The sequence below is a fragment of the Myroides sp. ZB35 genome (genome assembly GCF_001865835.1).
Taxonomy (GTDB): Bacteria; Bacteroidota; Bacteroidia; order Flavobacteriales; family Flavobacteriaceae; genus Flavobacterium; species Flavobacterium odoratimimum.
Window position 1 is genome coordinate 1,936,936 of record NZ_CP017769.1, and the last position, 16,819, is coordinate 1,953,754.

Here is a 16,819-nt window from a genome sequence, read left to right on the forward strand (position 1 = left end):
CTTATTCAATTATTATTAGTAAAGAGAAAAATAAAGTGGAGCAATAACCACTTGTTATTTTATTGAGGTGTGAGTATAAATACTCCGTAGTTAGAGGTATTAAATATAGATTTTGAAATCTCTTTAATGTCCTCAGGAGTGATACTATTTAGTATTGCATCATAATTATTAAAGTCCTCAAGAGAACCAAAGTTTAATAGAGTTTCTCTAAGCTTTTCTACCCATTGGAATGTACTCGTATCTGTTAGATGTAAGCGTTTATTATTTAGAATGGTCAATTTCATTTGTTCTAGTTCTGTTTTAGAAATACTTTGTGTTTGAAGTGAATGAATAACTTCTTTAGCTAAGGTCTCTAATTTATCTATATCATCTAAAGAGGTAGAGAAGAATAAACTAACAGAAGTTCTAGGCTCAGGGTAAACTTCTACGTCTAGAGCGGAATAAGGAGAATATACTAATCCTTCTTTTTCTCTCGATAGTGTTAAGAACTGGTTGTTAAACATCTCTCTCACGATATGAGCCATCATGCTCTCTTTTAGAGTAGGTTTAATTGTTCCATTGAATACTATTGTGACATCAGGTCTTTCGATATCACTACTCGTTAGTGTAGCTCGTGTTATTTCTTCTTTTACGAATGCCTTAGATGAATTAGCACCGTTTTTATCTACTTGCTTTGGAGTATTATTTAAAGCACCGAAGTAAGCGATCGCCTTCTTCTTGATATCATCTGTATCAAAATTCCCTGCGATAAGTACATACACTTCTTCTAGATTAGCAAATGATTGATTGTATAAAGTAAAGAAACTATCTAGATTAACTTTCTTCCAGTCTTCTATCGTTGTGAGCTCTTCAGAGAATAAACTACCTTCTTTTTTATATTCTTCTATTTGATGTCCTATTTTGATAGCAGGATTATCTAATAAAGAAGAAGACTTAGTAGTTGTATCTATAGAAGAGACACTTTCCTCTATATATTCTTTAAAATCCTGTTGAGGTGTGATATAGTCATATAACTTTCTATACGTCCATTCAAAAAGGTCTTTGCTATTTCCTTTTCGCGAAGAAGTATTGATAATGCTAGCATCCTTATTTATACTCACGAGTGTAGATATCTCTCTATCAGATCCCGCTTGCATATATCCGTCATTAGTAAAGCCGTGTATCCAAGAAGAGTCTATAAAATATCCAGCATCTTGATAATATTTTTGTTCAGATGTAGGTATTTGATTTAGCCCATTTCTTGTGAACAAAGTCATGATATAATTATCATCTGTTGCCTTTGTTGGTTTAATACCTATGCGTAGCCCATTCGCTAATGTTAGTTCTGTAAGGTTGATATCCGCATATAGCTGTTCTTTTACAGCTATATCAGTTGTTGCTTTTTGTATAGGAGGCATTGTTCTCCAGTGGAATGAACCACGTGGTCTTTCGTACGTCTTCTTTTGTTTAGCAGATTTGAATACTAATGTTTTTGTACTTCCTTCATTCCAATACTTGTTTAGTTCATCAGCAGAGTCTATGGAGAACAAACTATCATTATATGTAAGTAGATATAGGTTCTCTTGATCAGTAGACCATGTGTTACTGTGTTTACTTTCTATATCTTTTGTGGTGATAGTAGGGAGTAACTCAGTTAGTAAAGCATGTCTTTCTATCGAAGATAAGTAGTGGCTATTCACTACGACCTGATCAACATAAGCATTGGTGATATAAGCAATATCTTCGTCTTCAGAAGGAACAGAGTGGTTCAGTAGATGTTGCTTATAATGTTCAAGCTCTTTTTTGTGAATACCTTTTACAGACATTGTGTTTAATGTACTAGCTACTAAACTTATGCGGTTCTGTAATTCTTCTTCTGACTTAGCCTGTATTTCTATAGCATTTTCATTTTTATTCGGTAGATACCATAGACTGTGAGCAGTAGCAGTGCTCTTGCTCATAGACAGTTTCTTATTGATCCATTGTTTATAGATTTGTTCTATAAGCTGTTGTCTGTAATCTTCTTTAGAAGCTAAGAAAGGTGCTTCTGTAAAGCGTACTATTTCTAATTTATTAGAATTTATAGTCGTATTGCTCTGCTTTTCTAATAGGTCAGTATAGACAGGGCTAAAAGTGTTTTCGCTTTGTTTTCTATCTAGATTCGACTGCCCTTTAAAAGAACTGAAGTATTTGTTTATTTGCTCTACAGCATCTTTAGTATTCACATTACCAACGATGATTACAGTAGCTAGAGCAGGATTATACCATCGTTTGTAGAATGCTCTAAGCTTTATAGGATCTAGATTTAGAATCTCTTTTTCAGTAGCGATAGGCAATCTATCTAAGTGAGGAGTACCTTCTAGTTTTTTGCGGTTAAATAAAGGCTCTGTACCAAAGTCTTTAATCTCTTGGATAACGATTCTTCTTTCTTTTTCTATTCCCTCATTATGGAGATGTGACTTCCCTAGGAAGTTAGCCAGTATATTTATTGCTAAATCCTGTTGTTTGATATCTAAGAGAGACAGATCATATACGGTGCGCTCATAAGTAGTATAAGCATTGATATCTCTCCCAAACTGATAGCCTAAACGCTGTAATGTATCAATAGCTTGTCTACCTGGGAAGTCATCACTACCATTAAAGATCATGTGTTCTAAGAAATGAGCAAATCCTTTCTCATCATCGCGTTCTTGTAGTGATCCTACATTTAAGACTAGACGATATTCTGTCTTCTGTTGAGGTATAGGATGGATGATATAGTTTAGCCCATTGTCTAATGTTCCATAAATTGCTTTTTCTGCTTTAGGCAATGGAGAAAAAGTACCTTGCCCTACTACAAGCAGAGGGCAAAGTACTAAAGCAAAGAAATATAGTATTTGAGTACGTTTCATTATTTTAATTTGTATTCTGTTTTAACTTGGATATATCCATCAGCATTGTTATGAATGAATATAAACTCAAAAGTAAACTTACTATCTGTCAGTTTAGCTTTTGATTCTTTCCAAGTATAATTGTCATAATCGTCTTCTATTATTTGATCTACATTGATATGATGTGCAGGGTTAATAGAACCTCCCATTTCATAGTTTTCAGTAGCCATTAAATCTCCTGCATCTAGTAGTTTTTTAAACCTATCCCAAGCAGAATATTTAAACTCAAAAGGTACAGCTAGATATTCATCATTATATAAGTTCTTTAGTGTTGATATAAAAGATACTTCTTTAGTATTAATATCTATGGCGATATGGTTAAGTGTCACCTCAAATGACTCTGTAGAAGTACGTGTTAATCCTACAGATTTCATTACTTCTTTGTTTTGTGGAGGAGCATCAGGTCCAGGGTTATTCCAAAACTCTAAATCATCAATAGTTAAGTCTCTAAACATTTTGTAGAAATAAGCCTCCAGTCCCATAGCATTAGAGGTCATTTTAAGAACAGGTTTATCTGTTGTGGCTAATTCGCTTAGTGTTATTATCGTCTTACCTGTTAGAATAGTAGTATAAGGTAGGTTAAATACTTCTTGTACGCCCCCTCCAGGATATTTAACCTCTGTAGTGACATTTATTTCTCCTAGTAGAGGGTATAAATCCAATCCTTTTTCTTTATAACCGTCTAGTAAAGCAATCTGTTCTTTCGTTAGCTCATCTATAACACTCAAGGGTAATACTGTAAAAACAAGAGGTTTTTCTAAAGGAATAGTTGTATTGTTTTCTACTAAATTTAGTTTTATTCTTTTTGCTTCAGTGATAGTACGAGCTGTTTTACTTTTAAGTGTAATTACTGCTTTCTTCTCACCTGGAGCAAAGGTGATAGTTTGATTCTTTAATTCTAAAATATCTTTGCCTTGCTCTTGATTATCTTCCAGACCAAAAGTTAAAGTGATGGTCTGATGTGTTTTTTTAACTAGTAATACTTCTATGGAGATCTCATCTTCCCCATTGTTTTTTAGCACCGTGTTTTGGGTAGATAGATGAACTTTATTTTCACCTAAGTATTCTTTAGTAACCCCATCATCTTTACTACAGCTACTTAAAGATAGTGTAGTTAGGAGTAGTATAGTGAATGACTTTACTATATGTTTAAAACTTGTTTTCATCTTACTTTGTTTATTTGAATGAAGGCCAGCCTTTGTTTTGTTGAGCATTGTTATTATATCTCAATTCATTCATGGGTATTGGCCATGTCCAGCGATAGTCATTAGGTTCTATCTTGATAATGATAGTATTGCTATCTTCTTTTTTTCGTTCTATGGGTGTATTCCATCGTTTTAGATCAAAGAAGTTGTTCTTTTCTCCAATGAACTCTTTTTGTTTTTCGAAATGAAGTTTATGACGTAGTTCTTGTTGACTAGGCGTATCTTCTATGTTAGGCTGATTAATAGCAGATAAGAATGTATTGAGAACTTCTTTTGCTTGTGCTAATTTATTTTGTTCTAAAAGACTCTCTGCTAAGATGAAATATGCCTCTGTACTGCGTATCATCACCACATCTCTAGGGTCTTTATCTAGTTGTGACCTTTTGTATTTACCTAGAAGAGAACGCTCTATTTTGTCCTCAGCAGTCGCTTTCATACTGTGTTTATATTGAGATATGGTATATCTAATATCGTCCAAGTCAAAATTATAATCTTCATTGATGTAAAGTAGATCCCCTTGGTTATCTTCGTAATATAAGTAGTGATTAGGATTATCTAGGTTGTTGTATAACCAGTAGATATTAGTATTATCTGAAGCCCAAATATTGCGATAATCCTCTGTTGAGGTTGGAAGTTTAGCTCCATCATTTACAAGTTTTTGTGCAATAGCTTCTGCTTTTGCATACTCTTTCTCATACATAGCGACCCTTGCCTGTAGTATCCTGATCCCTTTCTCTTTGATAAAGTAGTTTTGATGTTTACCAGATTGCTGTATTAAATCTAGACCTTCAGATAAGTATGTTTTGATTAGTTTAAGAGACTCTTCTTGAGTTAGTCTAGCTTTTTCTTCTACGATTAATTTATCTTTAGCGATAATACCTAAAGCTGTAGGGTTATAACGTTCAGAGAATAGTTGTAATAAATCGAAGTAATTATAAGCTTTTAAGACTAAAGCAGAACCTTTAATGTACTGCCAAACAGGGTCCTGACTATTGAAGTTGTGATCTGATTCTAATAGTACGTTTAGGTGGACGATGGCATCATAGTGATTATTCCATATCGAACTACTATTAATCGATAAGGTTGTTTCATCCCATTTATAAGTGAGGCTACTTCCTTTTAGATAATTAATTAGATAGGATGGCTGTAGATCTTCTGTATATAAAGTATAATCTTTAGGTTGTATAGGTGTAGCTTTATATGCCTGTGATAGTACTCCATAAGCTTTGATAGGTGAATTGATAATATCATTTCCAGAAATTTCGTTCTCAGATTTATTTTCTAGACTGCATCCCCATAGAGAACTAAATACAAATAAGTAGAATATTTTTTTAATCATTAGAAAGTAGCATTAAGAGAGAAAGTTAATATTGGCTGTAATACATCATTTAGAGAACCTCTATCTGTCTGAAAACGGTATGTGTAGATATTATCTGCTTGTACACTTAGCTGTAGGGATTTAAAATACTTATTGATAAAGTTATTATTGCCTAAGTTGTAACTAAGTTGTATGTAATTTAGCTTGATAAAGTCTGTTTTATATATTGTTCTATTATTAGCAAAGCTTTGAGAATAATCTTCTGCATTGCTTGGTAGTTTTTTGATAGGATAAACCTTATCTTCATCTCCTACTTCAAACCAGCTATCTTGTAACTGTCCCTCTATGGCATTTAAATGAGATTTGCTATAGTCTCTCACATAAGACTGATCATACATTTTCTTACCACCGAAATTATAGTTGATATTTATATTTAATGCCCAATTTCTATAAGTGAAGTAGTTGTTGAAAAAGCCGTTATAAGGAGCTATACTGTAGCCAATACGTCTGAAGTGATTTGCATTTTTTGGCTGATTTAGATCTATTACATGACCATCATTATCTATGTATTCTGGTACTCCTGTTAATGGATGTATACCATTAGTTTGCAGCCCATAGATGATACCTAGAGGTTTGCCTACTTCGTATTCTGGTATTACAGATTCTTCTGTTAGATATATTCTATCTGTACCATAAAGTGATTTTACCTTATTGGCGTTATAGGATAAGGAAAGAGAAGTATTCCATCTAAAATCTTTTAGCCTGATAGCATCTCCACTTAACATAAATTCTATCCCTCTATTTTCTAGTTCTCCTATATTTTTAGTAAATGTATTAAACCCATTACTCATAGCTATAGGCATAGATAGTATAGCATCTTTTGTTGTGTTTTGATAGAAGTTAACTAATAGACTTAGTCTTTCAAAGAAGCCGAAATCTACGGAGTAGTTTATAGAGTGAGTTTGTTGAGGTTTTAAATCTTTATTAGGTATTCCTTGTAGCACTAATAATCTATAGTCTCCATAGAATGTATTAGGATTGCTAAAAGTAGACTCTATATCTCTTATTGAGATTCCTGTCATACTTGCTGTATATCCTAATGAGGCTTTAAATTTCAAATCAGTTAGTATATTTTGATTCTTGAAAAAACCATAGTGAATAGGAGACCATCCTATTCCTGTAGACCATGCATCATTCCATCGTTTACTTGAAGGTAAAAGGGAAGAACCATCTCTTTTGAAACTTCCATATACATCATAAGTTCCTTTATAAGTATATCCCAACGCAGCTCCAAAACCAAGTTGTATATTCTTTATTTTGCTTCCTGAGTTTTTAGGAGCATAATCACCTGTTAAAGAGTTGTTGATACCCGATAGACTACTGATTTCATCATCTATTCCATGACCTTCACCCCCAATAACTTTTGTATTAGTAGTATAGTAATCCATATTTACTCCTAAGAAAATATCATGGTCGCCTAATTGTTTTTGGTAATTAGCACGTAGATTATATGTAAAATCGAAGTTCTTGCTATCAGAGTCAGATATAAAGCCTTTGGCATTGTTAGGCTTTTGCTTTTGACTATAGGCAGTACTAAGGATTCTTTTATAAGTTTCGCTTAATGAATAGTCTGCACCTATTACCCCTGCTATGTTTAATTCGGGCAATATATCCCATTGCATTACCATGGAACTGCTAAATCTTTTACTAGTCTGTTTTTGTTTGTATTGATTGATTAAGTCAGCATAAGAGCGATCTGAATAACTCGTTAGTTTTGTCGAATGCTTTGTTTCATAAGGATTAAGCATAAAGGCTAATGAAGTAGGATCATTATCCATTCCATTTTCAGTATTGGTAGTCGAAAGCCCAAAACTATTGTTAAGAGATAAGGTTAGATTAGGAGCTAATATATAATCTAAATTAGCACGTGCGGTTATTTGATTGATATCATTACCAGGTATACGACCACCTTGTTTACTGTAATTCAGCGAGTAGAAATAAGAGTTTTTTTCGGTACCACCTCTTACACTAAGGTTATGAGATTGGAAATAATTAGGCTTTACTAATTCTTTAAACCAATCTGTATTAATTCTTCTTAAGGAGTCTAATTTGTGTTCTCCTTCTTGTAGTTTCTGCCTTAGAAGAGGACTGTTCTGATATGTACTATTGATATATTCTGATGAGTATAGATATCCAGGAGTAGCAGGATTTTGCATTCTGCGTTCGAATGCTAGTTTTTCATCAGTCTTCATCATATTAGCTGTTCTTTCCCCTCTCATTGTTACTCCTTGTTTCATAGCATAGCTAATAATCGGTTTACCATCAAATCCCCTTTTAGAGGTTAATTCGATAACTCCATTAGCAGCCTTAATACCATATAGAGCGGTAGCAGGGGCATCTTTTAATACCTTAATAGTGGAGAAGTCATTAGGATTAAGAGTCATAAAAGTCTCTGTCGAAATCACAATTCCGTCCATTATAAACAGTGGTTCATTGGCATTTCCTTGATAGTTAAAAGAAGAATTACCTCGTAATCTTATCTCTGGTTTTTTGCCCAGTTCTCCAGAGTAAGTAACAGTAAGACCTGCTACTTGTCCTTCTAATAACTTAGCTATATTCAACTCTGAGCGTTGACTCAGTTGTGTCATGTCTACTGTGATTACAGAACCTGTACTATTACGAATGTCGATATCATTGATATTAGTCGATTTTCGGATGATCAGTTCATCTAATTGTTTTGTAGTGGGTAGTAGATAGATTGTTTGACTTCCCTTTTTTAATTTCATTTCTAGATTTTCATAACCTTCATGGCTGATGATAACAGAAGAGTGATAGAGCTCAGGAATTTGGAACTCTCCTTTTTCATTAGTGAAAAAGGTATCTCCTGAGGCTAGTACAGTGATTATAGCTGTATCTAATCCTTTTTTAGTTTCTAGATCTAAAATCTTACCTGTGAATACAGGCTCTTGTGCATAGACTCCAATTGCACAAAATAAACTGATTACGAGAGTAGTAATAGTTCGTAGTGGAGTAAGTAGCATAATGGTGTATTATAATTAAGACTAATTCTAAATTAAAGTGCAAAAGTAAAGAGTTTTTTTACTTTTCAAAATGAATAATGACTTTATTTAGATTAGTTATGTATTAAAAAACTACAATAAGCGAGTTTTTTACAAGGTAAGCTTAGTTATACTATAGGTTTTTTGTTTACTTATTTTACTGTTTATTAGGTGTTTATTTTTTTTTGAGATTAGGTTTATTGCTTTTTATGTGTTGTTTTTTATTTAGAATTATTTCTTATAATGTAGAAATTCTTAAGGTTAGAATGATGTCTAAATAGGATGTGATTATTTAGAATACAGCTCTTGAGTAGCTCGAAGGTTTGTAGTGGTATGTTAGGTATATGTGAATGATAGAAACTATTTGAGTATATAGTGAGTCCGTTATTTTAGCCCAAAAAACGGACTCACTACGGACTCATAACGGACTCACTACGGACTTAGGTAGAACGAAAGTAACACGAATTCAGTAGAAAGATACATGAGTTTAAATTGTTAATTTCGTAAATAATGTGTTTTTTATTTTGTTAAAATAAAGCTTTATTTGTTTTATTTTTGCTCTTTTTGATTTGAAGCTATCTATTGTGTTTAGGTAGTGTGTTATGTTTAAAATTAGAATATATGGGAATGATTAGTTGCTCTAAACATGGATTAAGTGGTATCCTATCTTGTATGGGGCAAGACCTAGTAGATAAAATACAATTAGGAGAAGAGGTGCTATCTACAAGTCTGTGCAAGATAAAAGTAGTGATGCATATCGATATAGAGGATAAACTAGAATTTAGTTATGTCTTAAGTCTAGAGACAAAGGATAGATTAAAATTAGCAGATAGATATGAGATTAGTAAAGACGAAGATTTAACTTCTTTAGATAGTCTTTATAAGTCATTAGGCGTTATCTGTGTAAGGTGTTTTGCAGAGTACCAGTATAAAGACGCTTTTAAAGGTTTTTTAATAGGAGCAGAGGTCCTATAATATCTAAATGCGTTTAAAGTAGAGACACAATATTTTGTGTGTCACCCAAACTATGTCACCCCATACAGATTATGAACAGTTGAGATAACACAAGTATAGAGGTTATTGTATGTGTTTTTACATAGTGGGAAAATATGTAATATCTTGCGTGTTCCCTCTAATCAATGTCACGGATTACGGCATCCGCGACAACATGAATTGAGGCTGTAGGTGAACTGTACAGATGTATTTGTTTTGGTTTAGAAAACAGCTTATTTTTTAAGCTTTTTGTATTCTCTAATTAAACCTTTAAGTTCTCGATTAGATGTTACATCAACGTCTTTATCAGATAAGAAATGTCTGAATGTGAAATGGCTTCTATAGTTCTTTGATACTATTTCTTGATCAATAATAAATAAGTCATTTCTCAATTGTTGTTTTTCAGTTTCGATATTTTCTAAGTCAATAAACTTTTCTTTATAATCTCTTCTAAAAGTAGATGTACTAAAAGGAATAGAATTAAGAATCTGCATTTGTTTTTTAGACTTTAAGTCTAAAGTAGAGATAATCTTGATTGCGAGTGCATCTATTTCTATTTTAGTTAAAGAGTCTATTTTCTCAGGCAAGTAAGATTTTGTTTTTTTAATCGGCTTTACTTTGCTTGACTGTTTAGTTACAGTTTTTTTTGAAGTTGATAAAGGAGCATGACCCGTTCCGAAGCATTTATCACAAAAAGGGTCTAAGCCTTCACAAGAGCAAATTTCTGTTCTCATATTTTTGAATTACATTTTAATTTAAGGAGGCTTGATAGTAGCCTTGTTATTTTACAGTACTGATTTATTATAAAGAAGTAAGTCATGTAGGTCGTAAAATAACTGCGCAAAGATAATTGAATTTTTATAGCCTTAGTGAGGTTAAAATTAGAATGGGCAACAATGGGCTATAACTAAAACAAAAAAAGACTGCTTATTAGGCAGTCTTCTTATAGTATAATGATATTCTTATTTCTTCGTATTGATGGTGTTTTTATAGATTTTACCACCTTTCATGATTAAGATAAAGTTCTTCTCAGGATTAGCTATAAGAGATAAATCTTTTAGAGGATCTCCATCTACAAGTAGTAAGTCTGCATAAGCATTTTCTTCTACTACACCTAATTTGCCAGGGTATGGACTGCGCAATCCTGATAACTGAAGTAACTCTCCGTTATCTTGAGTAACCATTTTTAGGATTTCAGCATTAGTGAACCATTTTTGTAAACGCAGGATATAGTCATTTTGCTCTTTGTTTAATTCTGGTTCGAATAAGAAGTCAGTACCCCAAGCTAGTTTTACTCCTAGTTGTTTGGCTAATGGCCATACTTTGTCTTGTCCTTCTAGTACAGGTTTGCGTTTTTCTTTGCGTTGCGCATCCATATTATCGTTGTTGTCCATTAGGTTCTGTAGACTTAACCAAATGTTCTTCTCAGCCATTATCTTTAGAGTCTCTTCATCTAGCATTTGTCCATGTTCGATAGACTTCACACCAGCTTCTATAGCGCGTTGTACGGCTCTAGGAGTATAAGCGTGTACCATCACATAAGTACCCCAGTCTTCCGCTGCATCTACAGCTGCCTTGATTTCGTCAAAAGTATATTGTGTAACATCGATAGGATCATAAGCAGAAGAGGTTCCTCCACCTGCCATTACTTTGATTTGACTAGCACCGAAGCGTAGGTTCTCTCTAGTAGCAGTAAGTACTTCGTCACGGCCATCTGCTATAAATGTAGCCCCCATTTCTTCTGCACGAGAAGGCTTCCCAAAGAAGCGTCTAGAGCGCTCATTAGGAGTTCTAAAGTCTCCGTGTCCTGCAGTCTGACTAATAGTAGCACCTGAAGGCCAAATACGTGGGCCTGCAGTCTTATCTGCATCAATAGCTGCTTTTAAAGGAAATATAGGGCCACCTGCATCTCTAACGCTAGTGAAACCGCGCATAAGCATGCTGTGCGCTCCTACAGCTACATTTTGCATTAAGCTTTCAGGAGTTGCATTAGGAGACATCATTTGTTCCATAGTCAAAGCTCCGAATACCATGTGTACGTGTACATCGATTAATCCTGGCATAAGTGTTTTTCCATTGCCATTGATTTTAGTTACATCTTTGCCTTTAACAGAAATAGAAGAAGGGCTTATCTTCTCTATTTTTTGATCAGAGACTAAGACATTCATTGGCGCAGTAAGGGCTGCAGTCTTGTGGTCTAGGATTCTTACATTCTCAATAAGGACTTGTTTGGTCTGAGCAAATGTGATAGAAGTACTAACAACAAAAAGTGCTATTATGGATTTTAATTTCATAAAATAAGGAAAATTAGAAGATTGTTCTGTGTACAAATTATATAGCCTCTAAGTTATTATAAAAGTAGCTTTCTGCCTAATAATATTTTATGAAGTAGTTGATTCTACTTTATTGTTAGAAATTAATCTAATGAAATGAAGGTAGAACTTTAGAAAGTTTTTAAGTTTGTAAGTAATAGAATAAAAAAGAACAAAGAGATGAAAGTAGTAATCCAGCGTGTGACAAAGGCTTCTGTGACTGTAGAAGGTAGTGTAGTTGGTAATATAGGACAAGGACTTTTAGTTTTAGTAGGGGTAGAGGATATTGATACAAAACTAGATATAGAATGGTTATCAGGTAAGATTGTGAATTTGCGTATTTTCGAAGATGAGAATGGAGTGATGAATAAGTCTGTAAAAGAAGTAGATGGTGAGGTATTATTAGTAAGTCAATTCACTTTACATGCTTCTACGAAAAAAGGAAATAGACCTTCTTATATTAAGGCGTCTAAGCCAGACTTTGCTATACCTATGTATGAGAAGTTTATAGATAAGTTAGAAAATGATTTAGGTAAACGTATACAAACAGGTAAATTCGGAGCGGATATGAAAGTAGAATTGCTAAATGATGGACCTGTAACAATCGTAATAGATAGTCAAAATAAAGAATAATGAATAGTTTAGTAAAGTTTAGTTTATTCACGGTTATCTATGTGATGATGACGTGGTTCTTAACAGATGAGGTCGGTTGTGCTTTTTCAGGTGATGAGCAGTGTTTAATTAGTTTTGTGGTAAAGTATATTATCTTTATCGCACTGATGTTCGTTTATGACAAATGGGTAAAAGGAAGAATTTTTAAAACAAAAAATAAGTAATTATGAATATTCAAGATGCACAGTTAGCAGTTGATAATTGGATTAAGGAACACGGTGTTCGTTATTTTAACGAATTGACGAATATGGCTCAGCTTACAGAAGAAGTAGGAGAGGTAGCTCGTATCATCGCTAGAAGATATGGAGAGCAATCTGAAAAAGAAAGTGATAAGAACAAAGATTTAGGTGAGGAGCTAGCAGATGTAGTATTCGTAGTGATGTGTCTAGCGAATCAGACTGGTGTGAATCTACAAGAGGCATTTGATAAAAAGATGGACTTGAAAACAAAGAGAGATCACGACCGTCACCACAATAATGAAAAATTAAAATAGAGAATACGTGAATATTAAGCTGTTAAAAAGTAAAGTAGAGCATGACAAGACGCTTGTTATCTCTGGTAGTAAATCCGAAAGCAATAGATTATTAATATTGCAAGAGTTGTTTCCATCTTTAACGATAGGGAATGTATCTGATTCTGATGATGTATGTGCCATGCAAGGTGCATTAGCATCTACGGGTGATGTAGTAGATATACATCACGCGGGGACTACTATGCGATTTTTGACAGCTTATTATTCGTTGTGTAGTACTCGTGAGCTTACTCTGACAGGGAGTAGTCGTATGCAAGAAAGACCTATCGGTGTACTAGTGGAAGCACTAAGACAGTTAGGGGCTGATATCACATATAGTAAGAAAGAGGGATATCCTCCACTTCATATAAAAGGCCAAATCGCAATAGGAGGTAAGGTAGAATTACCTGCGGATGTGAGTAGTCAGTATATCACAGCACTATTATTAGTAGGGACTAGGTTAAAGAATGGAATAGAATTACACTTGGTAGGTAATATTACTTCTCGTCCTTATATAGAGATGACTCTACAGCTATTAAGCCAATTAGGAGTGGAGAGCTCTTTTAATGGGAACATCATTAGTGTAAAACCTTTAGTCAAGGCTAGTACAGAACAGTTTACAGTAGAATCAGATTGGTCATCTGCCTCTTACTTCTATTCTTTTGTAGCACTGTCACCTATAGGAACGACTATGCAACTGAAGAGTTATAAAGAGGATAGCTTACAAGGAGATAGTCAAGTAAGTCAACTGTATACTATACTAGGTGTAGAGACTACATACTTAGAAGACTATACCATAAAATTAGAAAAAGTAAGAGAGACAGACTTTGAGTTTAAAGCAGATTTGATAGAGACTCCTGATTTGGCACAGACTATAGCTGTGACTTGTTTTGGTTTAGGCATTCGTTGTGAAATGACTGGGCTACATACTTTAAAAATAAAAGAGACAGATCGCTTAGTGGCTTTACAGAATGAGCTAACTAAATTAGGTGGTGTGGTTGATATCACAGAAGAATCTATTGTTGTTCACCCTTCTAAAGGGATGAGAGAAGGAATAGAGATTGAAACTTATCAAGACCATAGAATGGCTATGGCTTTTGCTCCATTATCTCTGAAAGGAGAGGTTACTATTTTAGAAGCAGAGGTTGTAACTAAGTCATTTATAAATTACTGGGATTGTTTGGCTGAAATCGGTGTAAATATTGTTAAAAAATAGAGCTGTAAAATTAAATATGGCTAAATACTTGACAACCCCTACTCTGAGGTTGTATATTTGTACTCAATTTGGACATCTATACTCTTAGATTTCCAAATTAGTTTAGTATTATTTTCTAACAAAACACATATTCAATGAAGTTATCAAACTTTAATTTTGATTTGCCTGAAGAATTATTGGCAGAGTTTCCAGCAGAGAACAGAGATGAGGCACGCCTAATGGTAGTAGATCGTAAAACTGGGACGATAGAGCACAAATTATTCAAGGATTTAATTGACTATTTTGACGAGGGAGATGTGATGGTGTTAAATAACACGAAAGTATTTCCTGCACGTTTATACGGTAATAAAGAAAAAACAGGTGCGAGAATTGAAGTATTCTTGTTACGTGAGTTAAATGCTGAACAACGTTTATGGGATGTATTAGTAGACCCAGCTCGTAAAATACGTATCGGTAATAAATTATACTTCGGAGATGATGATTCATTAGTAGCTGAAGTAATTGATAATACAACTTCTAGAGGAAGAACTTTACGTTTCTTATACGATGGTTCTTACGAAGAGTTTAGATTTAAATTACAAGAATTAGGAGAAACTCCGATTCCTAAGTACATTAATCGTGAAGTAGTGCCAGAAGATGCTGAGCGTTACCAAACTATCTATGCTACTGAAGAAGGAGCTGTAGCTGCACCAACAGCAGGATTACACTTCTCTAAACACTTATTAAAACGTTTAGAAATAAAAGGTGTTGAATTTGCTAATGTAACATTACATATCGGTTTAGGTACTTTCAACCCAGTAGAGGTAGAAGATTTATCTAAACACAAGATGGATTCAGAAGAGATGTTTGTGAATCAAGAAGCTTGTGATATTGTAAACGCAGCTAAAGAGAGAAAGAATAGAGTATGTGCTATCGGTACAACAAGTATGCGTGCATTAGAAAGTTCTGTTTCTTCTAGTCAAACGTTAAACCCATTCGTGGGATGGACGAATAAATTTATCTTCCCTCCTTATGATTTCAGTATCGCTGATTGTATGGTGACTAACTTCCACATGCCTAAGTCAACATTATTAATGATGATTTCTGCATTCTGTGGACATGACTTAATGATGAAAGCTTATAAAGAAGCTGTAGAAGAGAAGTATAAATTCTACTCTTACGGAGATGCAATGTTGATTCTGTAATAGATCAATCAAAATAAATTAGAAAGCCTTTGAGATTCTCAAAGGCTTTTTTTATGAATAGCACGAGTGGACTTTTATCTTATGTTTAGGAGCTTATTTGTATAAAAAGAACTAAATTTACAGTTAATACTTAATCAGAAATACTCCTATATAATGAGTTTTGAAAATACACTTGCTTATGCAAAGAGCTTAGATGAAAAAGATCCTTTAGCTAAGTACAGAGATGAGTTTAACTTTCCAGAGGTGAATGGAAAACAGGTTATATATTTTACAGGTAATTCGCTGGGACTACAACCCAAAAGAGCTGTAGAGTATGTCAATGAGGTTATGAATGATTGGGGGGCTTTAGCAGTAGAGGGGCATTTCTACGCAGAGAAACCTTGGTGGGATTACCACGAACGTTTAAGTGAACCATTGAGTAGAATAGTAGGAGCGAAGTCGTCAGAAATTACGGTGATGAATACATTGACTGTTAATCTTCACTTATTGATGACTACTTTTTATCGTCCTACTGCTAGTAAGTATAAGATTATATGTGAGGAAAAAGCATTTCCGAGTGATCAATATCTGATACAGTCTCAGGTAAGATTACATGGGCTAGATCCTAAAGAGGCTATTATAGAGTTAAAGAAAAGACCAGGAGAACATAACTTTAGACTAGAGGATATATTAGAAAAGATAGATGAAGTAGGAGAAGAGGTTGCTTTAGTGTTAATAGGAGGACTTAACTATTATACAGGTCAAGTGTTCGATATTCAAACTATCACAGCCCATGCGCATCAATATGGAGCTAAGGTAGGTTGGGATTTAGCTCATGCTGCTGGTAATATAGAGTTGAAGTTGCACGAGTGGAATGTAGATTTCGCTGCATGGTGTAGTTATAAATATATGAATGCTGGACCAGGTAGTGCATCAGGCTGTTTCATTCATGAACGTTACCATACAGATAAAGATTTAGTAAGATTAGCTGGATGGTGGGGACATAATAAAGAACGTCGTTTCTTAATGGAGAAAAAATTTGATGCAGTAGAGAGTGCACATGGATGGCAAATTAGTAATCCTTCTATTCTTAGCTTAGCTCCCTATTTAGCATCTATAGAGATGTTCGATGAAGTGGGTATGGAGGCTTTGATAACAAAACAAAGAAAGATTACTGCTTATCTTGAATTTGTAATGGAAGATGTAGCTAAAGCTGTTAATGCTAATTATGAGTTAATTACGCCTAAGGAAGAAAGTGAGAGAGGAAGCCAACTTTCTGTATTTCTTCATGGAAAAGGTAAAGATTTGTTTTCGTATTTAATGAATGAAGGAGTAATCGTAGACTGGAGAGAACCTAATGTAGTTAGGTTAGCACCAGTGCCATTTTATACTTCTTATGAAGATATATATCGTTTCGGAGAGATTCTAAAAAAGGCAGATAGTCTTTTTTAGATTATTAGT

General features: G+C 34.0%; 13 protein-coding genes. 7 read left to right on the top strand and 6 right to left on the bottom strand.

Annotated features, from left to right (window positions below; translation table 11 throughout):
- Nucleotides 1-59: 59 nt before the first annotated feature.
- From BK054_RS08745 to BK054_RS08760, 4 genes are read right to left on the bottom strand one after another with little or no spacing between them, the layout of a single operon-like run.
- Nucleotides 60-2,870: a M16 family metallopeptidase gene (locus BK054_RS08745; protein ID WP_058699309.1), complete on the bottom strand. Its 2,811-nt coding sequence runs from the start codon at nucleotides 2,868-2,870 to the stop codon at nucleotides 60-62.
- The gene (locus BK054_RS08750) at nucleotides 2,870-4,075 is read right to left on the bottom strand and encodes a DUF4929 family protein (protein WP_006257227.1); all 1,206 of its coding nucleotides are present in this window, start codon (nucleotides 4,073-4,075) and stop codon (nucleotides 2,870-2,872) included. The genes BK054_RS08745 and BK054_RS08750 overlap by 1 nt, the downstream gene beginning before the upstream one ends.
- 10 nt (nucleotides 4,076-4,085) lie before the next feature.
- Nucleotides 4,086-5,453, bottom strand: coding sequence for a RagB/SusD family nutrient uptake outer membrane protein (locus tag BK054_RS08755; RefSeq protein WP_006257226.1), 1,368 nt, complete (start codon nucleotides 5,451-5,453; stop codon nucleotides 4,086-4,088).
- Complete coding sequence (locus tag BK054_RS08760) at nucleotides 5,453-8,473, bottom strand: SusC/RagA family TonB-linked outer membrane protein (protein WP_071307217.1); 3,021 nt, start codon at nucleotides 8,471-8,473, stop codon at nucleotides 5,453-5,455. The genes BK054_RS08755 and BK054_RS08760 overlap by 1 nt, the downstream gene beginning before the upstream one ends.
- Nucleotides 8,474-9,112: 639 nt before the next feature.
- Here BK054_RS08760 and BK054_RS08765 point away from each other — a divergent pair.
- The gene (locus BK054_RS08765) at nucleotides 9,113-9,466 is read left to right on the top strand and encodes a hypothetical protein (protein ID WP_006257224.1); all 354 of its coding nucleotides are present in this window, start codon (nucleotides 9,113-9,115) and stop codon (nucleotides 9,464-9,466) included.
- A gap of 251 nt (nucleotides 9,467-9,717) precedes the next feature.
- On the opposite strand, the gene BK054_RS08770 is transcribed toward BK054_RS08765, so the two are convergent.
- Both BK054_RS08770 and BK054_RS08775 read right to left on the bottom strand, forming a co-directional pair.
- Nucleotides 9,718-10,218, bottom strand: coding sequence for a hypothetical protein (locus BK054_RS08770; RefSeq protein WP_006257223.1), 501 nt, complete (start codon nucleotides 10,216-10,218; stop codon nucleotides 9,718-9,720).
- A gap of 228 nt (nucleotides 10,219-10,446) precedes the next feature.
- Nucleotides 10,447-11,778, bottom strand: a complete 1,332-nt coding sequence (locus BK054_RS08775; protein ID WP_006266380.1) for a metal-dependent hydrolase family protein — start codon at nucleotides 11,776-11,778, stop codon at nucleotides 10,447-10,449.
- Nucleotides 11,779-11,976: 198 nt separating this feature from the next.
- Here BK054_RS08775 and dtd point away from each other — a divergent pair, with 198 nt between their 5' ends.
- From dtd to kynU, 6 genes are all read left to right on the top strand, one after another.
- Nucleotides 11,977-12,429: a D-aminoacyl-tRNA deacylase gene (gene dtd, locus BK054_RS08780; RefSeq protein WP_006257221.1), complete on the top strand. Its 453-nt coding sequence runs from the start codon at nucleotides 11,977-11,979 to the stop codon at nucleotides 12,427-12,429.
- Nucleotides 12,429-12,632, top strand: a complete 204-nt coding sequence (locus tag BK054_RS08785) for a hypothetical protein (RefSeq protein ID WP_006257220.1) — start codon at nucleotides 12,429-12,431, stop codon at nucleotides 12,630-12,632. Before dtd ends, BK054_RS08785 begins: the two co-directional genes overlap by 1 nt.
- Nucleotides 12,633-12,634: 2 nt before the next feature.
- Nucleotides 12,635-12,961: a nucleotide pyrophosphohydrolase gene (locus BK054_RS08790; RefSeq protein ID WP_006257219.1), complete on the top strand. Its 327-nt coding sequence runs from the start codon at nucleotides 12,635-12,637 to the stop codon at nucleotides 12,959-12,961.
- A 7-nt stretch (nucleotides 12,962-12,968) separates the two neighbouring features.
- Nucleotides 12,969-14,195 carry a 3-phosphoshikimate 1-carboxyvinyltransferase gene (locus BK054_RS08795; RefSeq protein ID WP_006257218.1) on the top strand — a complete coding sequence of 409 codons (1,227 nt, stop codon included), beginning with the start codon at nucleotides 12,969-12,971 and terminating at the stop codon, nucleotides 14,193-14,195.
- Nucleotides 14,196-14,329: 134 nt separating this feature from the next.
- Nucleotides 14,330-15,379, top strand: a complete 1,050-nt coding sequence (queA, locus tag BK054_RS08800) for a tRNA preQ1(34) S-adenosylmethionine ribosyltransferase-isomerase QueA (RefSeq protein ID WP_006257217.1) — start codon at nucleotides 14,330-14,332, stop codon at nucleotides 15,377-15,379.
- Nucleotides 15,380-15,532: 153 nt separating this feature from the next.
- The gene (gene kynU / locus BK054_RS08805) at nucleotides 15,533-16,810 is read left to right on the top strand and encodes a kynureninase (protein WP_006260566.1); all 1,278 of its coding nucleotides are present in this window, start codon (nucleotides 15,533-15,535) and stop codon (nucleotides 16,808-16,810) included.
- The last annotated feature ends 9 nt before the right edge of the window (nucleotides 16,811-16,819 follow it).

Excerpts from the sequence above, each read along its gene's own strand:
- BK054_RS08755 (WP_006257226.1), bottom strand. The coding sequence starts at position 5,453 with ATGATTAAAAAAATATTCTACTTATTTGTATTTAGTTCTCTATGGGGA.
- queA (WP_006257217.1), top strand. The coding sequence starts at position 14,330 with ATGAAGTTATCAAACTTTAATTTTGATTTGCCTGAAGAATTATTGGCA.
- BK054_RS08750 (WP_006257227.1), bottom strand. The coding sequence starts at position 4,075 with ATGAAAACAAGTTTTAAACATATAGTAAAGTCATTCACTATACTACTC.
- BK054_RS08770 (WP_006257223.1), bottom strand. The coding sequence starts at position 10,218 with ATGAGAACAGAAATTTGCTCTTGTGAAGGCTTAGACCCTTTTTGTGAT.
- BK054_RS08785 (WP_006257220.1), top strand. The coding sequence starts at position 12,429 with ATGAATAGTTTAGTAAAGTTTAGTTTATTCACGGTTATCTATGTGATG.
- BK054_RS08790 (WP_006257219.1), top strand. The coding sequence starts at position 12,635 with ATGAATATTCAAGATGCACAGTTAGCAGTTGATAATTGGATTAAGGAA.
- BK054_RS08775 (WP_006266380.1), bottom strand. The coding sequence starts at position 11,778 with ATGAAATTAAAATCCATAATAGCACTTTTTGTTGTTAGTACTTCTATC.
- BK054_RS08765 (WP_006257224.1), top strand. The coding sequence starts at position 9,113 with ATGGGAATGATTAGTTGCTCTAAACATGGATTAAGTGGTATCCTATCT.
- BK054_RS08760 (WP_071307217.1), bottom strand. The coding sequence starts at position 8,473 with ATGCTACTTACTCCACTACGAACTATTACTACTCTCGTAATCAGTTTA.
- kynU (WP_006260566.1), top strand. The coding sequence starts at position 15,533 with ATGAGTTTTGAAAATACACTTGCTTATGCAAAGAGCTTAGATGAAAAA.
- dtd (WP_006257221.1), top strand. The coding sequence starts at position 11,977 with ATGAAAGTAGTAATCCAGCGTGTGACAAAGGCTTCTGTGACTGTAGAA.
- BK054_RS08745 (WP_058699309.1), bottom strand. The coding sequence starts at position 2,870 with ATGAAACGTACTCAAATACTATATTTCTTTGCTTTAGTACTTTGCCCT.